The following is a 15,340-nucleotide window of genomic DNA, read 5'->3' as shown; positions in this document are numbered from 1 at the left end:
CTTTATGTTCGGCATATGTTCCGATTTCAAGCCGCGGCGAAGGTCTGGAATAAGCCAGCCTGTCCTATCGGCCCGTATGGACCACGTTCGACGTGTTGAAGCCCAGGGCGCGAGCGCGGGCGACCAGACGCGTCCGCTCGGCTTCGGAAAGACTCTGGCTGCGGTGCCAGACCCACCAGCTGGACCTGTTCGGCAGGCCCATGATGGCCCAGCTGTAGTCCGGCGCATGGTCCCAGACCCAATAGTTCTGCCCGGCCAGACCACCGAAGCTGAGCAGACCGGTCAGGCTGAAGCGGAAGCGGGCGTTGGTGCCCGGATCGGTGACCCGGGCGTTGGCGCGCAGGGTCTCGACCACCCCGTCTGCGCGCCGCGTGCAGGTGACGATGATGGAATACCGGTGGACCTGCCTTTGCGGGTTGAAGTCTATCTGGGCCCGGCGGCAGTCCTTTTGCACATCGTTGTGATTGCGGGCGATCTCGAACCAGCGGCCGTCGAACTGGTCCAGCGCCACGTTGCTCGACTGGGCCGCGGCCGGGGCCGCCGCTGTGCAAAGGCCGAGTGCAAGGATCAGCGTGGCGGCGGGAATTCGCATCGAACTCATGGGACGTCCCTGGCGGCGGTGGGTGCGTAGGTACGAGTGAAACGCCTGCCGGGTTGCCTGTCTAGAGGATGAAGCGGCTCAGATCGGCGTCGCGCGCCAGTTCGGCGACCAGATCCCGCACCCGATCGCCGTCGAAGGCGACGGTCTGGCCGGACAGGTCGGAGGCCTTGAAACTGGTCTCCTCGAGCACCCGCTCCAGCACCGTGACCAGCCGCCGCGCGCCGATGTTCTCGACGGCCCCGTTTGCCGCCACGGCGGCGTCGGCCAGGGCCTCGACCGCGTCCGGGGTGAAGGTCAGGGTCACATTCTCGGTCGCCAGCAGGGCCTGGTTCTGGCGGATCAGGTTCGCCTCGGGCTCGGTCAGGATGCGCACGAAGTCGTCGCGCGTCAGGGCCTTAAGCTCGACCCGGATCGGCAGCCGGCCCTGCAGTTCGGGCAGCAGGTCCGAGGGCTTGGCCACATGGAAGGCGCCCGAGGCGATGAACAGCACATGGTCCGACTTCACGGGGCCGTATTTGGTCGAGACCGTCGTGCCCTCGATCAGCGGCAGTAGGTCGCGCTGCACGCCCTCGCGGCTGACGTCGCCACCGGAACGGTCGGACCGTCCAGCCACCTTGTCGATCTCGTCGATGAAGACGATGCCCTCGTTTTCGGCCAGCAACAGGGCCTCGGTGGTCAGGCTTTCCTGATCCAGCAGCTTGTCGCTCTCCTCATTGACCAGCGGCGTCAGGGCGTCGCGCACCATCAGCTTGGCCGTCTTCGTCCGCCCGCCGCCCAGCTTGCCCAGCATTTCGGACAGATTGATCATGCCCACATTGCCGCCGCCGGGAATGTCCAGCCCGTGCATGGGTGAAGCTGTGTCGGCCAGCTGGACCTCGATCTCCTTGTCGTCCATCTCACCGGCCCGCAGCTTCTTGCGAAAACTGTCCCGCGTGGCCGGCTGTGAGCCCGGACCGACCAGGGCGTCGAGAATCCGCTCCTCGGCCGCCGCTTCCGCCCGGGCCTTGACCCCGCTCCGTCGCTTTTCGCGCACCATGACCAGCGCCGCCTCGACCAGATCGCGCATGATCGAATCCACGTCGCGGCCGACATAGCCGACCTCCGTGAATTTGGTCGCCTCGACCTTGAGGAACGGCGAACCCGCCAGTTTGGCCAGCCGCCGGGCGATCTCGGTCTTGCCGACGCCGGTGGGGCCGATCATCAGGATGTTCTTGGGCGTGACCTCGTCGCGCAGATCGTCCGGCACCCGCTTGCGGCGCCAGCGGTTCCTCAGGGCCACGGCCACGGCGCGTTTGGCGTCGTCCTGGCCGACGATGAAGCGATCCAGTTCGGAGACGATTTCGCGGGGGGAGAGGTCGGTCATTCGGGTTCCGGCGCGGGAGAGGGACTATAGGTTGGGGTTCATCACAACGAGCACAACGGGCCCCGGCTTCAGCCGCTACTCCAGCGTCTCCACCGTCAGATTGCCGTTGGTGTAGACGCAGATCTCCGCCGCCAGCTCCATGGCCCGGCGGGCGATGGTCTCGGCGTCCATGTCAGTGTGATCGAGCAGGGCTCGGGCCGCCGACAGGGCGAAATTGCCGCCCGAGCCGACAGCGGCCACGCCATGTTCGGGCTCCAGCACATCGCCGACGCCTGTGACGGTGAAGATCGAGCTCTTGTCCGCCACCAGCAGCATGGCCTCCAGCCGCCTCAGATAGCGGTCGGTGCGCCAGTCCTTGGCCAGGTCGACGCAGGCGCGCGCCAGCTGGTCCGGATACTGTTCCAGCTTGGCTTCCAGCCGTTCGATCAGGGTGAAGGCGTCTGCCGTCGCCCCGGCGAAGCCCGCCAACACCCTGCCGCCCGCCAGCACCCGCACCTTGCGCGCGGCGCCCTTGACGATGGTCGGACCCATCGAGACCTGGCCGTCGCCGGCGATGACGGTTCGACCGTTCTTGCGCACCGCGAGGATGGTTGTGCCGTGCCAGTCCGGAAAGTTGGGGTTCGCGTTGATCATCCGTTGCAGATGGAGACCGAAATGCGGCGCGGCAAGCCGAATCGGAGCAAATTCAATGGCGACGCTCAGCCACAATCCGGGCCATGTAACGCGTTACATTGGCAAACTATACCCCACAACTCGCCATGAGAGGGAAGCGTCGTGCTTCATCGCGTGATTTTCGCCAGCGAAGCGGTTGGCGCGACAGGGACCTCCACCTTGTCGGTCGCCCAGATTATCGGCGTCTCCCAACGGAACAATCGCCGTGATCATCTGACCAGCTGCGTGATGTTCCACCAGGGACACATCTTGCAGGCGATCGAGGGCGGCCGCCCCGATGTCGACCGGCTGATGCGCCGTCTGCTGACCGACGCGCGCCACACCAACCTGCGCATCCTGTCCGACATGCCGATCCATACGCGCCGTCTCGACGAGCCGATGGGTTTGTGCCCCGACCCGAACACGATGCTCGAGCGAATCGGCCTGCCCTGCATCTCGCGCATGACCGCCAATGAGGCGGAACTGATTCTGGATCTGCGCGAGGCCGCCTGAAACGCGTGACCTCGCGGTCGGCACGTCCTAACTGGAGACGGTGACCTTCTCTGACGACGAAATCGAGCGCTACGCCCGCCATCTGGTGCTGGCCGAGGTCGGCGGACCCGGGCAGCAACGGCTGAAGGCAGCGCGCGTGGGCCTGATCGGTCTCGGCGGCGTCGGCGCGCCGGCGGCCCTCTACCTGGCGGCGGCGGGGGTCGGCGGGCTGCGTCTGATCGACGATGACACGGTCGCCCTGTCCAATCTTCAGCGCCAGATCGCCTTCAACGCCGCTGACGTCGGCCGCCCCAAGGTCGAGGCCGGGGCCGAATCCCTGACAGCGCTCAACCCCCATGTGCGGATCGAACCGGTCGCCGAACGGCTGATCGGGGAGAACGCGGCGCGCCTGATCGCGGGCTGTGACGTCGTCATCGACGGAACCGACGATTTCGCGACCCGGTTCGCCGTCAACGCCGCCTGTATGGCGGCGCGTATCCCGCTGGTCTCGGGCGCCCTGGGTCGATGGAGCGGTCAGGTCGGCGTCTTCACAGGCCGGCCCTGCTACCGATGCCTCGTGCCCGCCGCCCCCCCGGAGGCCGAAACCTGCGCCCGCGTCGGCGTGATCGGGGCGCTGGCGGGCGTGGTCGGGTCCATGGCTGCGCTCGAGGCGATCAAGCTCATCGTCGGAGCGGGCGCGCCGCTGGCGGGCCGGTTGTTGATCTACGACGGCCTGGCCGGGACCGCCCGGGCGGTCACGGTCGCCGCCGATCCCGGCTGTCCGGTCTGCTCCCGGGTCTAGGCGAAGACCCGCCGGAACAGCTCGATATACTGGGTCATCAGGTCCAGTTCGACGCCGTCTTCCCAGTCGGCGTGGCCGGCCCCGCGGATCTCGACATAGTCGACGGACTTGCCGGCGCGATCCAGCGCCTCCTTCATGCGGCGCGACTGGAAGACCGGAACCACGGGGTCGTCCACACCGTGCACCAGCATGATCGGGCAGGCGATTTCCGAGGCCCGGCGGCGGGGCGAGGCCAGAGCCAGGGCCGCGGCGTCTGCCTCGGGGTCGCCGATCCGGGTGGACCAGAAGCGGTAGGCGATGTTCTCCGCCGAATTGTCACCCCGCTTCTCATTGGCCAGCAGTTCGGGCAGGTCGCTGTCTCCGCAGATCGCGATGGCGGCCTTGTAAAGGTCCGGACGGCGCACGGCGCCCATCAGCGCGGCATAGCCGCCGTAGCTGCTCCCCATGATGCCGACCTTGCCGGCGTCCAGCCCGCGGGTCTTGATCGCGTGGTCGACGGCGTCCTCGACGTCCTCCTGCATCCGGTCGCCCCAACGCCCCCAGCCCTCGCTGGCGAAGGCCAGGCCATAGCCGCCGGAGCCACGGAAATTGGGCTGAAGAACCCACCAGCCCTCGGCCGCCAGGGCCTGGACCGTGCGGTCCCAGTTCATCACGTCGCGCAGTTCGGGCCCGCCGTGCGGCAGGACGATCAAGGGTCCGGGGGCCGCCCCGGGGGGCGCAGTCAGATAGGCGCGGATGGAAGCGCCATCGCGCGTGGTCACATCCAGCGCCTCGGTCTGGCCAAGCCGCTCGGTCTGCAGCGCGGTGCGCGGGGTCAGGTTGACGAAGCTGCGGGCGGCCCGGTCATACAGATACCAGGCGCCGGGCTCATTGGGCCCGCTGACATAGGACAGGAAGCGGTTGTGGGTCCGGTCGATATCGACCAGCCGCACATTGCAACTGTTGTCGAAGAACCGGTTCATGGCCCGGTGGTGCGGAGCCAGTTCCGGAACGGCGAAATCATATTCCAGGCGGTCGTTCCAGTAGGCGGCGCCCAAGTAGACGCCGCGATCGTCAGTCAGGCCGCCCGAGACGTCGGACCGGGGCCGCGAGGCGACGGGCGGGCCATAGACGCCCGTCCGCAGGTTGAACTCGCGGATGGACTGGACGTCTTCGCCCTCCTGTCGGGCGGAAACGAGAAGCACGTCGCCGCGGTCGGTCGCCGCGACGTATTCGAAGTCGAGAACGTCGGCGATTCGCATCCGGCGCACGAAGCGCCACTGACGCTCGTCCGGCGCCCGGGCCATAATCTCCAGGGTGTTTCCGGCGCTGTTGATGTCATAGCGCAGCACCGGCACCCCGTTCCGGGTCTCCCAGCCGACCGTGTCGAAATCGCCGCGCTCGAACTCTTCGGCCCGGCCGGTCATGACATTGACCTTGTACAGGGCGTTTATGCGCCGCGCCTGGGTTGGAGCCATCATCAGCACATGCTCCGGATCGTCGTGCAGCAGGTCGACGATGGCGCCGAGGTTGTGGGTGGTCCGCATCCGTTGCGTTTCATTGTCGAACAGGACCACGGCGCCGCCGGTGTCGGGATTGATCGACACCATCCGCCGGGAAATCACAGCCTCGGCGGTGGTCGAGCCCAGAGACCGGGCGGAGGTCCGTTCCGTGCTGGTCCGGCCGCCGAGTGCGATACGGACCAGCAGCCGTTCGTCGCTGGCCCATGCCATTGACTCGCAGTCGACGTCGCCCAGCGGTGAGCGCTTGGGCGGGGCGGAAGGATCGGCGGCGTCCAGCACGTCGAGAACCGCGAGCCGGACCCTGCCCTGATGGACCTCGCGGATGATGGCGATCCGTTCACCCGAGGGAGACAGGGCCACGCCTTTGACGCCGTCCTTGGCGTAGAAGTCGGCCAGGGCGTGGGGCGTGATCTGACGCGCCGCCACGGGTCCCGCCGCCGCCGCAACCCCGAGACCGCCGGCGCTCGCCAGCAGGCCCCGGCGCGACAATGCCCACCGCGTCGCCGCGGAATTCCTGATTGCCATGATAAACCCCCGATACTCTGAGTTCTAACAGCCCAAGGCTGGCGCCGACGTCAAGCGAAGGCCTGACGGAACAGGGCGACATAGCGGGTCATCAGCGCCTGCTCCCTGGCGTCCTCCCAGTCCGCGTGCCCCGCGTCCTCGACCTCGATCAGCTCGACCGACTTGCCGGCGCTGCGCAAGGCGTCGCGCATCCGACGGGACTGGATCGATGGCAGGACGGGGTCGTCGGCCCCGTGCACCAGCAACACAGGGCAGGTGATCTCGCTGGCCCGACGACGAGGCGAACCCGCCTCCAGCGCAGGCCCCATCACCGACCGGTCGCCGATGCGTTTGGTCCAGAATTCGTAGATCGGCTGGCCAGGGGTGTCGTCCTGACGGTCTTCCGACGCCAGCACGTCGGGCAGGTCGTAGACGCCGCAGATGCCGATCGCCGCCTTGTACAGGTCCGGCCGCTTCACCGCCCCCATCAGGGCCGCATAGGCGCCGTAGCTGGTGCCCATGATCCCGACCTTCGACGCGTCCAGCCCCTTCGCGGCGATGGCCTGAGCGACGGCGTCCTCGACGTCGTCCTGCATACGGTCGCCCCAGCGGGTCCAGCCCTGTTGGGCGAAGCTCTGGCCATAGCCGCCCGAGCCGCGAAAATTCGGCCGCAGCACCCACCAGCCCTGCGCCGCCAGCACCTGCACCTGCCGGTCCCAACTCGGCGTGTCGCGCACCTCGGGTCCGCCGTGGGGCAGGACGACCAACGGGCCGGGACGGCCTCCGGGCGGCGCCGTCAGATAGGCTTCGATGGTCGCCCCGTCGCGGGTCTGAACCTGCAGCACCTCGCTGGCGCCCAGCCGCTCCTGGTCCAGGTCGCGCGCCTGGCCGAGGTTGACGATCGCGCGCGCGGCCTTGTCGTAGAAGAACCAGGCCCCCGGCTCCGCCGGCCCGTCCACACGGGCGATGAAGCGGTTCCGCGCCATGTCGACGTCCGTGAAGTGCACGTTGCACGTATTGTCGAAGAAGCGGTTGAGGGCCCGGTGGTGGACGGCCAGCGCGGGATCGATGAACTCATATTCCAGCCGCTCGCCGTAATAGGCCGCGCCCAGATAGTTGCCCGCGGAGTCCCGCAGGCCGTAGGCGACGTCCCGGCCTGGACGGGGGTTCAGCGCAGGGCCGAGCGCGGTCGTCGTCAGGTCCATCTCGCGGACGCTCTGGACGTCCTCATTGTCGAGACGGGCGATGACCAGCACCTTGCCGGGCGTCTCGCCGGCGCCGACCCACAAAAAGTCCGGGGCCTCCCGCACCCGGGTGCGGCGCGCCATCTTCCACTCGGTCTCGCCCGGCGCCCGGACCATGATGGTCTCGACCGTGCCGCGGCTGTTCATGTCGTGACGCAGGACGGGCACGCCGTTGACGGCCCGCCAGTGATAGGTGCCCGATCCGCCGCGTTCAATCCGGGTCGCCGAACCTGTGTTCACATTGACCCGATGCAGGCCCATCACCCCGTCGGTCTCCCACGCGGCCATCAGGACATGGTCGGGATCGTTGGGCAGCATGTCGATGATGCGGCCCATGTCGAAGGTGTTGCGCATACGGTTGCGCTGATCGCTGAACAGCAGCACCACCTCGCCGGTCGTGGCGTTCACGGAGACCGTGCGCCGCATGTAGTAGTCGACGTCCTCTTCCCTCCGGTTGGACCCGGCCATCGCCCGGCCCGATACCGTTCCCTTCAGGATCACGCTCACCAGAAGGCGCTCGTCACTCGCCCAGTCGACGAAGCTGACCACCACTGCGCCAAGGGGAACCCGGCGGCGCTGGCCCTCGGGGTCGGCGGCGTCGATGAAGTCGATGGCGCTGCGCGGGGTCTCGTCGGTGCCGAGGTTCTCGGCCACGGCGATCCGGGTTCCGGACGGTGACAGGGCCGCGCCGCTGCTCTTTGTCGGCTTGAAGAATTCACTCAGCGGATAGGCGCCGGCCTGGGCCCGCGCCACGCCCGGCGGCAAGGCCGCCATCCCGGCCAGCGCCGCCGTTCCGGCCAGCAGACCGCGCCGCGACAGGGCGGCTTGCGCCGCCTTGCTCAATCCGGTTTTCATGGTTCCCCCCGAAACGCTACTGTGCGCCTAACAGCCCAAGGTTTTGCGAGGCGTCAAGCGCAAGGTTTCAGAGCATGGCCGGAATCACCCGGTCCGGCGGCCGGTGGCCGTTGTGGAAGGTCTGGATATTGGCGATCACCCGATCGCCCATGTCCTGTCGCGCCTCCAGCGTGGCCGACCCCAGATGGGGCAGCAGCACGACATTGGCGTGGCCCAGCAGCCCCGGGTGAATGGCCGGCTCGTGCTCATAGACGTCCAGACCGACCCCGGCGATCGCACGGCGCGCCACCGCGTCCGCCAGCGCCGCCTCGTCGATCAGCTCGCCGCGGGCGGTGTTGATCAGGATGGCGTGGGGCTGCAGCCGGGCCAGCCGTTCCGCCGACAGCAGGTGGTGGGTCTCCTTCGTCGCCGGACAGTTCAGCGAGATCAGGTCCATCCGCGCCAGCATCTGGTCCAGATCGTCCCAGTAAGTCGCTCCCAGCTCCTCGGCGATCATGGCCGGGACGGGTTTTCGGTTGTGATAGTGGACCTGCATCCCGAACGCCTTCGCGCGCCGGGCCAACGCCTGTCCGATGCGGCCCATGCCGACGATGCCCAGCCGCTTGCCCCACAGTTTGCGCCCGGTCATCCAGGTCGGTGTCCAGCCCTCGAACCGGCCCTCGGCCACCACCTGGGCGCCTTCGACGATGCGGCGGCTGACCGCGAGGATCAGGCCCATGGCGAGGTCGGCGGTGTCCTCGGTCAGGACGCCGGGCGTATTGGTCACGATCAGGCCGCGTCCCACCGCCGCGTCGATGTCGATGTGATCCACGCCCGCGCCGAAATTGGCGATCATCCTCAGCTGCCCGCCCGCCGCGGCGATCAGGGTGGCGTCTATGATGTCGGTTATGGTCGGGACCAGCACGTCCGCCCGCTGAACCGCCGCCTCCAGCGCGGCGCGGTCCATGGGCTTGTCGGTCAGATTCAGCTCGGCGTCGAACAGTTCGCGCATGCGCGTCTCGACCGCGTCCGGCAGCCGTCTGGTTAACACGACCTTAAGTCTGGGCGCGGACATTGGCGGCCTTCGGTTTCGATCGCTTCGGCTTATTGGCGCATCCGGTGTCTGGCAAGGCTCGCTCACGCTTCCAACGACTGGCCGTCCTCGGCGCCGTCCTGACCGGCGCCGTCGTGGCCGGGGCGGGTCAGGCCATGCCTGACGGCCGGCCGACGCCCAGCGGCCAGCCCGTGCCGCGCTGGCTGTCGCTGAAATCCGACGAGGTCCGGGCGCGGTTCGGTCCCGGTCTCGACTACCGGATCCTGTGGGAATACCAGGTCTCGGGCCTGCCTGTGCAGGTGGTCGCCGAGACCACCGAATGGCGCAAGATCTGCGATCCCGAAGGCGGTGTCGCCTGGGTTCACCGTAGCGTCGTCTCCAGCCGCCGCAGCGCCTTCAACGCCTCGGACGCCGAGATTCCGGTCCGCTCCGGCCCTTCCACGACCGCCGCCCTGCGGGCCCGGCTGACGCCCCGCTCGGTCGTGGCCATGGAAGACTGCGAAGGCGGCTGGTGCGAGGTGCGAGTGCGCCGGATGCGGGGCTTCGTGCGCCAGCGCGACGTCTTCGGCGGTCAGGAACAGGCCCTGTGCAGCGCCGCCCGTCCGGCGGGACGGGGGCGTTAGACCCTCACCGCTTTGAGCGGAGCCATTGACCGCTAAAAAGTTGAGCCGCCGGTTCACGTCGTGTAACCCGACGGCAACACCGGCCTCAAGCCGCGCAAGGCGCGTCAGGCCAACACAATGCGAGAGCCCCTTGAGCCAGTCGAAAAATCCGTCGTCCTACGACTACGAGGCCCTTCTGGCGGCGGGACGGGGTGATCTGTTCGGTCCCGCCAACGCCAAGCTGCCGGCTCCGCCGATGCTGATGTTCGACCGTATCGTGACGATCAACGATGACGGCGGCGCGCACGGCAAGGGCTATGTCGAGGCCGAACTCGACATCCATCCCGACCTCTGGTTCTTCCAGTGCCATTTCATCGGCGACCCGGTCATGCCCGGCTGCCTTGGCCTGGACGCCATGTGGCAGCTGGTCGGCTTCTATCTCGGCTGGATCGGCGGTCCCGGAAAGGGCCGGGCTCTGGGCGTCGGCGAGGTCAAGTTCACGGGCCAGGTCACCCCGGACGTCAAGAAGGTGGTCTACAAGATCGACCTGAAGCGGGTCATCAACCGCCGGCTGGTCATGGGCATCGCCGACGGGGTTCTCGAAGCCGACGGCGTTCCTATCTATACAGCCACCGATATGCGGGTCGGCCTGTTCGGCGCGACGGAGCCCGTCGGCGGCTGACTCCATGCGAAGACCGCGATCAACGCGGCGAATAGCGTTCAAGAAGGAAACCACACCATGCGGCGTGTCGTCGTCACCGGACTGGGTATCGTCTCATCCATCGGCACTGGCCAGGACGAGGTCTCGGCCTCATTGCGCGACGCCCGCTCGGGCGTCGTCGCGGCGCCGGACCATACAAAGTATGGCTTCCGCTCGCAGGTCTGGGCCCCGCCGGCGCTGGGCGTAACGGCCGAGGACTGGGCCCCGCACGTCGATCGCCGCGCCGCCCGCTTCCTCGCCAATGGCACGGCCTGGGGTCACATCGCCTTCGAGGAGGCGCTGAAGGATTCCGGCATGAGCGCCGAGGAAATCCAGTCAGACCGCATCGGCGTGATTGTCGGCGAGGGCGGTCCCTCGACCCAGATCATCCTCCAGGCCGCCGCCACCACGATTGAAAAGACGTCGCCCAAACGCATCGGCCCGTTCGCCGTGCCCAAGGCCATGGCCTCGGGTCCCTCGGCCGTGCTGGCCACCTGGTTCCAGCTCAAGGGGATCAACTATTCGATCTCCTCGGCCTGCGCGACCAGCGCCCACTGCATCGGCGCGGCCGCCGAACAGATCGCCTGGGGCAAGCAGGACGTGGTCTTCGCCGGCGGCGTCGAGGACATCGACTGGTCGATGTCGAACATGTTCGACGCCATGGGCGCGATGTCGTCCAACTTCAACGAAACACCCTCGGTCGCCTCAAGAGCCTATGACGCCGCCCGCGACGGCTTCGTCATCGCCGGCGGCGCCGGGATCGTGGTGCTGGAAGAGTATGAGCGGGCCGTGGCGCGCGGCGCGACCATCTACGCCGAGGTCACCGGCTACGGCGCCAATTCCGACGGTTACGACATGGTCGCCCCCTCGGGCGAGGGCGCCGAGCGCTGCATGAAGATCGCGCTCGAAATGGCCGGCAATCCGAAGATCGACTACCTCAACCCGCACGGCACCTCGACGCCGGTGGGCGACTCCAAGGAGATGGGGGCGGTCCGCAACGTCTTCGGCGACGCCATCCCGATGATCTCCTCGACCAAGTCGCTGACGGGTCACTCGTTGGGGGCCGCCGGGGCGCAGGAGGCCATCTACTGCCTGCTGATGATGAAGCACGGCTTCGCCGCCGAAAGCGCCCACATCGAAAACCTCGATCCCGAGTTCGAGGGCATGCCGATCCTGCGCAAACGCCACGACGGCGAACTGAAGCACGTCATGTCCAACAGCTTCGGCTTCGGCGGCACCAACGGCACGCTGATCCTGTCGAAGGTCTGAGGCCCTACCAGCCGCTTTCCGCCCCGGCTGCAGCGATGCATCCTGTCATGGCGTTCCGGTCAGCCGTCAGGTCGTTGACGCCATGCATCCGCGCGGCGTCCGGCCACAGTTTGATCGTCTGGCGTCCGGGGTTGGTCGCGGCCTCGCCGACACCGACGCAGGCAGCCTGAAGCTGCCCGGTCTTGAACTCGTCGTCGGTTGCGGCGTCCGCCAGAAGAACCACCACGACCGGCGGCCGGGCCTCGCGGGCGTTGTTGTGGCCGATATAGAAGCGGGCGCAGGTCGCCGCGCGCTCCAGTTCGTCGTCCAGACAGGCGCGAAAGGCCGCTTCCTCCAGCGGCGGAGGGGTGAAGGCGAACGAACCGGTCTCGTCGCCGACCGCCTCGACGGTCCACCGCCCATAGCGGATCTGGCCCTGGGTCGCGTCGTCCAGCGATACCACTACGACGGCGACCGGCAGGCGCGGCGGCGGCATGAGGGGGCCTGACAGGGCGACAAGCAGTTCAAACATGGGGGACGCTCCGGACGATGGCATGACGCTAGCGCCCGCATGATCCGCGCGCCAGCTGATCGAAGCTGACGCGAGCTTGTCTGGACACGGACCCGCATTTCCGGCGAAGACCGCCCCCGACCCCTGCTTGCCGGAGCCTTTCCTGACCCTCGACCCCTACATCCTCTTCCTGCTCGGCCTCGGCGCCGTCATCCTTCTGGTCGCCTGGGCGCCGGTCGGGCTGAAGCCGCTGCCGCTGACTCTCGCCATCCTGTGCGTGGCGCTGGGCGTGGTCATATTCAGCACCGGCCTGCTGTCGTTCAATCCGGACCCGAGGACGTGGGACACGGCGACCGAGCGGCTGACCGAACTGGTGGTGATCATCAGCCTGATGGGGGCGGGGCTGAAGCTGGACCGGCCGCTGGGCTGGCGGCGGTGGTCCTCGACCTGGCGGCTGCTGGCCGTGGCCATGCCCCTGACCATCGCCGCCGTGGCCTGGCTCGGCGTGGCCGGTCTGGGCTTCAGCCTCGCCATGGCCCTGTTGCTGGGCGCCGCCATGGCCCCGACGGACCCCGTGCTGGCCGCCGATGTACAGGTCGGTCCGCCGACATCGGGCGACGAGGACGAGGTGCGTTTCGGCCTGACTTCCGAAGCCGGGCTCAACGACGCCCTCGCCTTCCCCTTCGTGCATCTGGCCATCCTGGCCGCCGCCGGGGGGCTCGCCGCCACGGAAGGGCTGACGGACTGGTTGACGATCAAGGTCGGCTGGAAACTGGCCGCCGGCGTGGGCGTCGGCGTGCTCACCGGGTTCGGCTTCGCCCGGCTGATCTTCCGCGGCGGCGGGACGCGTTTCGGCGACGGCCTCGTCGCCCTTGCCGCCACCCTGGTCGCCTATGCGGCCGCCGAGCTGGCCCACGGCTACGGCTTCCTCGCCGTCTTCGTGTGCGCCCTTACGATCCGCGCCGCCGAGCGCGACCACCAGATTCATCAAGAGATGCACGACTTCTCCGACCAGATCGAACGGCTGCTGATCATGCTGTTGCTGGTCCTGTTCGGCGGCGCCCTGGCCAACGGCCTGCTGGCGTCCCTGACCTGGGTCGACGCCCTGATCGGCCTGGCGGTGGTGTTCGTGGTCCGGCCGGTCGCGGGGATGATCGCCATGACCGGATCAAGCCAGCCGATGCGCGAGCGGCTGCTGCTATCCTTCCTCGGCATCCGCGGCGTCGGCTCGGTCTATTATGTGGCCTACGGTCTCAACCACGGCGATTTCGGCGACAGCGAGCGGCTGTGGGCCATCGTCGGCTTCATCATCCTCGTCTCGATCCTTGTGCACGGCGTCACCGCGGCCCCTCTGCTGCAGCGGCTGACGCGGCGGCGTGAGGCGGAAGCGGGCTGACGCTTCCCCCCGAATGCGGGCGCTGCTAACCCTCCGCCCACGGCCTCAGGCCAACCAGACCGGCCTCAAGCAGCGAGCAACCGCGTTGCGAGCGACAGGCCACCAAAAGGGAGACGGACCATGGCGAGCGAGAGCGGCTGGAACATGCCCACGGGCGAACTCATGAAGGGCAAGAAGGGCCTGATCATGGGGGTCGCCAACTCGAACTCCATCGCCTGGGGCATCGCCTCCCAGCTGGCGGCCCAGGGGGCTGAACTGGCCTTCACCTACCTCGGCGAGGGGCTGGAGCGCCGCGTCCGCCCGCTGGCCGAGAGCGTCGGCGCGAAACTGCTGATCCAGGCCGACGTCACCGACGACGCTTCCATGGATGCGGCCTTCGCCGAGCTGGAAAAGGCCTTCGGCACGATCGATTTCGTCGTCCATTCGGTGGCCTTCGCCAACAAGGACGAGCTCAAGGGCAGCTTCGTCGATAACACCAGCCGCGACAGCTTCCTGCTGGCCATGAACATCTCGGCCTTCAGCTTCGTCGACGTGGCCAAACGCGCCTCGAAGCTGATGCCCAACGGCGGCTCGCTGGTGACCATGACCTACCTCGGCTCGGAGCGGGCCATTCCCAACTACAACACCATGGGCGTGGCCAAGGCGGCGCTGGAGGCGGCGACCCGCTACATCGCCCGCGACCTCGGCCCGCGCGGCATCCGCTGCAACGCCATCTCGGCCGGGGCCATGCGCACCCTGTCGCTGGCCGGCATCTCGGGCGGCCGCGGCATGATCAGCCAAGGCCGGGCCATGTCGGCGATGAAGGAGGACACCTCGATGGAGGGCGTCGCCGGCGCCGCCCTATGGCTGTGCTCGGACCTCGGCTTCTCGACCACGGGCGAGGTCATCCACGTCGACGCCGGCTTCCACATGATGGGCATGGCGGCCGACGAGGAGGGGTAGGGCTTCGCCAAACACGGCAATGTGACTCGCTCTCGTGCCAGTATACACCCTTAAGATGTTCCGCTGCACTCGGAGAACGAGATGACCGATACACTTCCGGACGTCGAGGTCGTCGGCCAACGGCGCCGCTCGAACGGGACTTTTCCGGCGGGCCCAGGTGGCGGCGGGGGAGGCGGAGGTGACCCTTCTGCCTTCCGCATCTACATCGTCGGAACGCGAGCGGACCCAGGCGAGCAAGCTCGACTTCAAATCCGCGTGTATGATGAGACCAACCTGGATGGCGATGAAGACAACCCAGGGCCGGAGGTGAATCCAGATGCTCAACCTTGTCCAGTTTAGGATCGCTTTGGTCGCGGCCATAATGTTGGGCTGTGCCGGTTTTGCCGCCGGGCCGGTTGGAGCTCAACAAGTGCAAGGCTCGGAACACCAAGGCAGGCGGGCAGACGCAGGGTACTCGACGACGGATGCTCTCACGGGAGCGTGGCAGACAGTCGAGATTTTCGCCTTTCCAAACCCCGATCTAAGGCTGCCCAACGGTAGGCCAACGATTCAGTATGTCGCTCGAAGGAACAGCGGTGAAGCTGGTCAGGCTGGAACAATCACTTGGACGAGGTCGAGCGACTGCCCGGCCCTATACAATACTCTCGTATGGATGACCGTGCTTGTGGCCCCCAGGATTGAGATCGCTGGAGTCAGTCCGAGTGAGGCGGAGCCCGCAGGTAGAAGGCCGGTGACCGTCTCTACGGACGGCCTCTCGACAACGGTTTGGGGGCGCGGAACCCAACCCGACCATACCGCCAACACAAGGCTAGAGATGAGCAGCAATGGAGGCTTGATCGCGGATTTCGGTCGAGCCGCGACAGACAACCTGTCGCAATGCTGGCGGTCGGAGGA

Annotated in this window: 14 protein-coding genes; 7 read left to right on the top strand and 7 right to left on the bottom strand. The window is 67.6% G+C overall.

Features of this window, described 5'->3' with window-relative positions; genetic code table 11:
• Positions 1-64: 64 nt before the first annotated feature.
• The 3 genes from ACTIEW_RS02705 to hslV all read right to left on the bottom strand — a co-directional run bounded on the left by ACTIEW_RS02705 (position 65) and on the right by hslV (position 2,597).
• Positions 65-601, bottom strand: coding sequence for a lipocalin family protein (locus ACTIEW_RS02705; RefSeq protein ID WP_439476371.1), 537 nt, complete (start codon positions 599-601; stop codon positions 65-67).
• Between the two features lie 61 nt (positions 602-662).
• Positions 663-1,964 (bottom strand): ATP-dependent protease ATPase subunit HslU, encoded by a 1,302-nt coding sequence (hslU, locus tag ACTIEW_RS02700; protein WP_439476370.1) that lies wholly within the window; start codon positions 1,962-1,964, stop codon positions 663-665.
• Positions 1,965-2,039: 75 nt separating this feature from the next.
• Positions 2,040-2,597 (bottom strand): ATP-dependent protease subunit HslV, encoded by a 558-nt coding sequence (gene hslV, locus ACTIEW_RS02695; RefSeq protein WP_439476369.1) that lies wholly within the window; start codon positions 2,595-2,597, stop codon positions 2,040-2,042.
• A 141-nt stretch (positions 2,598-2,738) separates the two neighbouring features.
• Between hslV and ACTIEW_RS02690 the strand changes: the two genes are divergently transcribed.
• Together ACTIEW_RS02690 and ACTIEW_RS02685 are read left to right on the top strand one after the other, a co-directional pair.
• Positions 2,739-3,128: a BLUF domain-containing protein gene (locus tag ACTIEW_RS02690; RefSeq protein ID WP_439476368.1), complete on the top strand. Its 390-nt coding sequence runs from the start codon at positions 2,739-2,741 to the stop codon at positions 3,126-3,128.
• Between the two features lie 40 nt (positions 3,129-3,168).
• The gene (locus ACTIEW_RS02685) at positions 3,169-3,909 is read left to right on the top strand and encodes a HesA/MoeB/ThiF family protein (RefSeq protein ID WP_439476367.1); all 741 of its coding nucleotides are present in this window, start codon (positions 3,169-3,171) and stop codon (positions 3,907-3,909) included.
• Here the strand turns inward: ACTIEW_RS02685 and ACTIEW_RS02680 are convergent.
• The 3 genes from ACTIEW_RS02680 to ACTIEW_RS02670 all read right to left on the bottom strand — a co-directional run bounded on the left by ACTIEW_RS02680 (position 3,906) and on the right by ACTIEW_RS02670 (position 9,068).
• Positions 3,906-5,936 carry an alpha/beta hydrolase family protein gene (locus tag ACTIEW_RS02680; RefSeq protein ID WP_439476366.1) on the bottom strand — a complete coding sequence of 677 codons (2,031 nt, stop codon included), beginning with the start codon at positions 5,934-5,936 and terminating at the stop codon, positions 3,906-3,908. The genes ACTIEW_RS02685 and ACTIEW_RS02680 overlap by 4 nt on opposite strands.
• A gap of 50 nt (positions 5,937-5,986) precedes the next feature.
• On the bottom strand, positions 5,987-8,014 hold the full coding sequence (locus ACTIEW_RS02675; protein WP_439476365.1) for an alpha/beta hydrolase family protein: 2,028 nt from the start codon (positions 8,012-8,014) through the stop codon (positions 5,987-5,989).
• Positions 8,015-8,081: 67 nt separating this feature from the next.
• Positions 8,082-9,068 carry a 2-hydroxyacid dehydrogenase gene (locus ACTIEW_RS02670; protein WP_439476364.1) on the bottom strand — a complete coding sequence of 329 codons (987 nt, stop codon included), beginning with the start codon at positions 9,066-9,068 and terminating at the stop codon, positions 8,082-8,084.
• A gap of 44 nt (positions 9,069-9,112) precedes the next feature.
• Between ACTIEW_RS02670 and ACTIEW_RS02665 the strand changes: the two genes are divergently transcribed.
• The 3 genes from ACTIEW_RS02665 to fabB all read left to right on the top strand — a co-directional run bounded on the left by ACTIEW_RS02665 (position 9,113) and on the right by fabB (position 11,618).
• Entirely contained in the window at positions 9,113-9,670 is a 558-nt protein-coding gene (locus ACTIEW_RS02665; RefSeq protein WP_439476363.1) for an SH3 domain-containing protein, read from the top strand.
• Between the two features lie 130 nt (positions 9,671-9,800).
• A complete protein-coding gene (gene fabA / locus ACTIEW_RS02660) occupies positions 9,801-10,331 on the top strand; it encodes a 3-hydroxyacyl-[acyl-carrier-protein] dehydratase FabA (RefSeq protein WP_439476362.1) in 531 nt (176 codons plus the stop codon).
• A 57-nt stretch (positions 10,332-10,388) separates the two neighbouring features.
• Positions 10,389-11,618, top strand: coding sequence for a beta-ketoacyl-ACP synthase I (fabB, locus tag ACTIEW_RS02655; RefSeq protein WP_439476361.1), 1,230 nt, complete (start codon positions 10,389-10,391; stop codon positions 11,616-11,618).
• A gap of 4 nt (positions 11,619-11,622) precedes the next feature.
• Here fabB and ACTIEW_RS02650 read toward each other — a convergent pair whose 3' ends face one another.
• Positions 11,623-12,129: a hypothetical protein gene (locus tag ACTIEW_RS02650; RefSeq protein ID WP_439476360.1), complete on the bottom strand. Its 507-nt coding sequence runs from the start codon at positions 12,127-12,129 to the stop codon at positions 11,623-11,625.
• Between the two features lie 127 nt (positions 12,130-12,256).
• On the opposite strand from ACTIEW_RS02650, the gene ACTIEW_RS02645 reads away from it, so the two are divergent.
• Both ACTIEW_RS02645 and ACTIEW_RS02640 read left to right on the top strand, forming a co-directional pair.
• The gene (locus tag ACTIEW_RS02645; RefSeq protein WP_439476359.1) at positions 12,257-13,504 is read left to right on the top strand and encodes a cation:proton antiporter; all 1,248 of its coding nucleotides are present in this window, start codon (positions 12,257-12,259) and stop codon (positions 13,502-13,504) included.
• 144 nt (positions 13,505-13,648) lie between these two features.
• Positions 13,649-14,446, top strand: coding sequence for an enoyl-ACP reductase FabI (locus ACTIEW_RS02640; protein WP_439476695.1), 798 nt, complete (start codon positions 13,649-13,651; stop codon positions 14,444-14,446).
• Positions 14,447-15,340 lie beyond the last annotated feature (894 nt).

Origin of the sequence: Brevundimonas sp., assembly GCF_051860745.1 — a bacterium.
Taxonomy (GTDB): Bacteria; Pseudomonadota; Alphaproteobacteria; order Caulobacterales; family Caulobacteraceae; genus Brevundimonas.
Note: the sequence above shows the minus strand (reverse complement) of the source record. Positions and strands in the feature narration are given on the sequence as shown.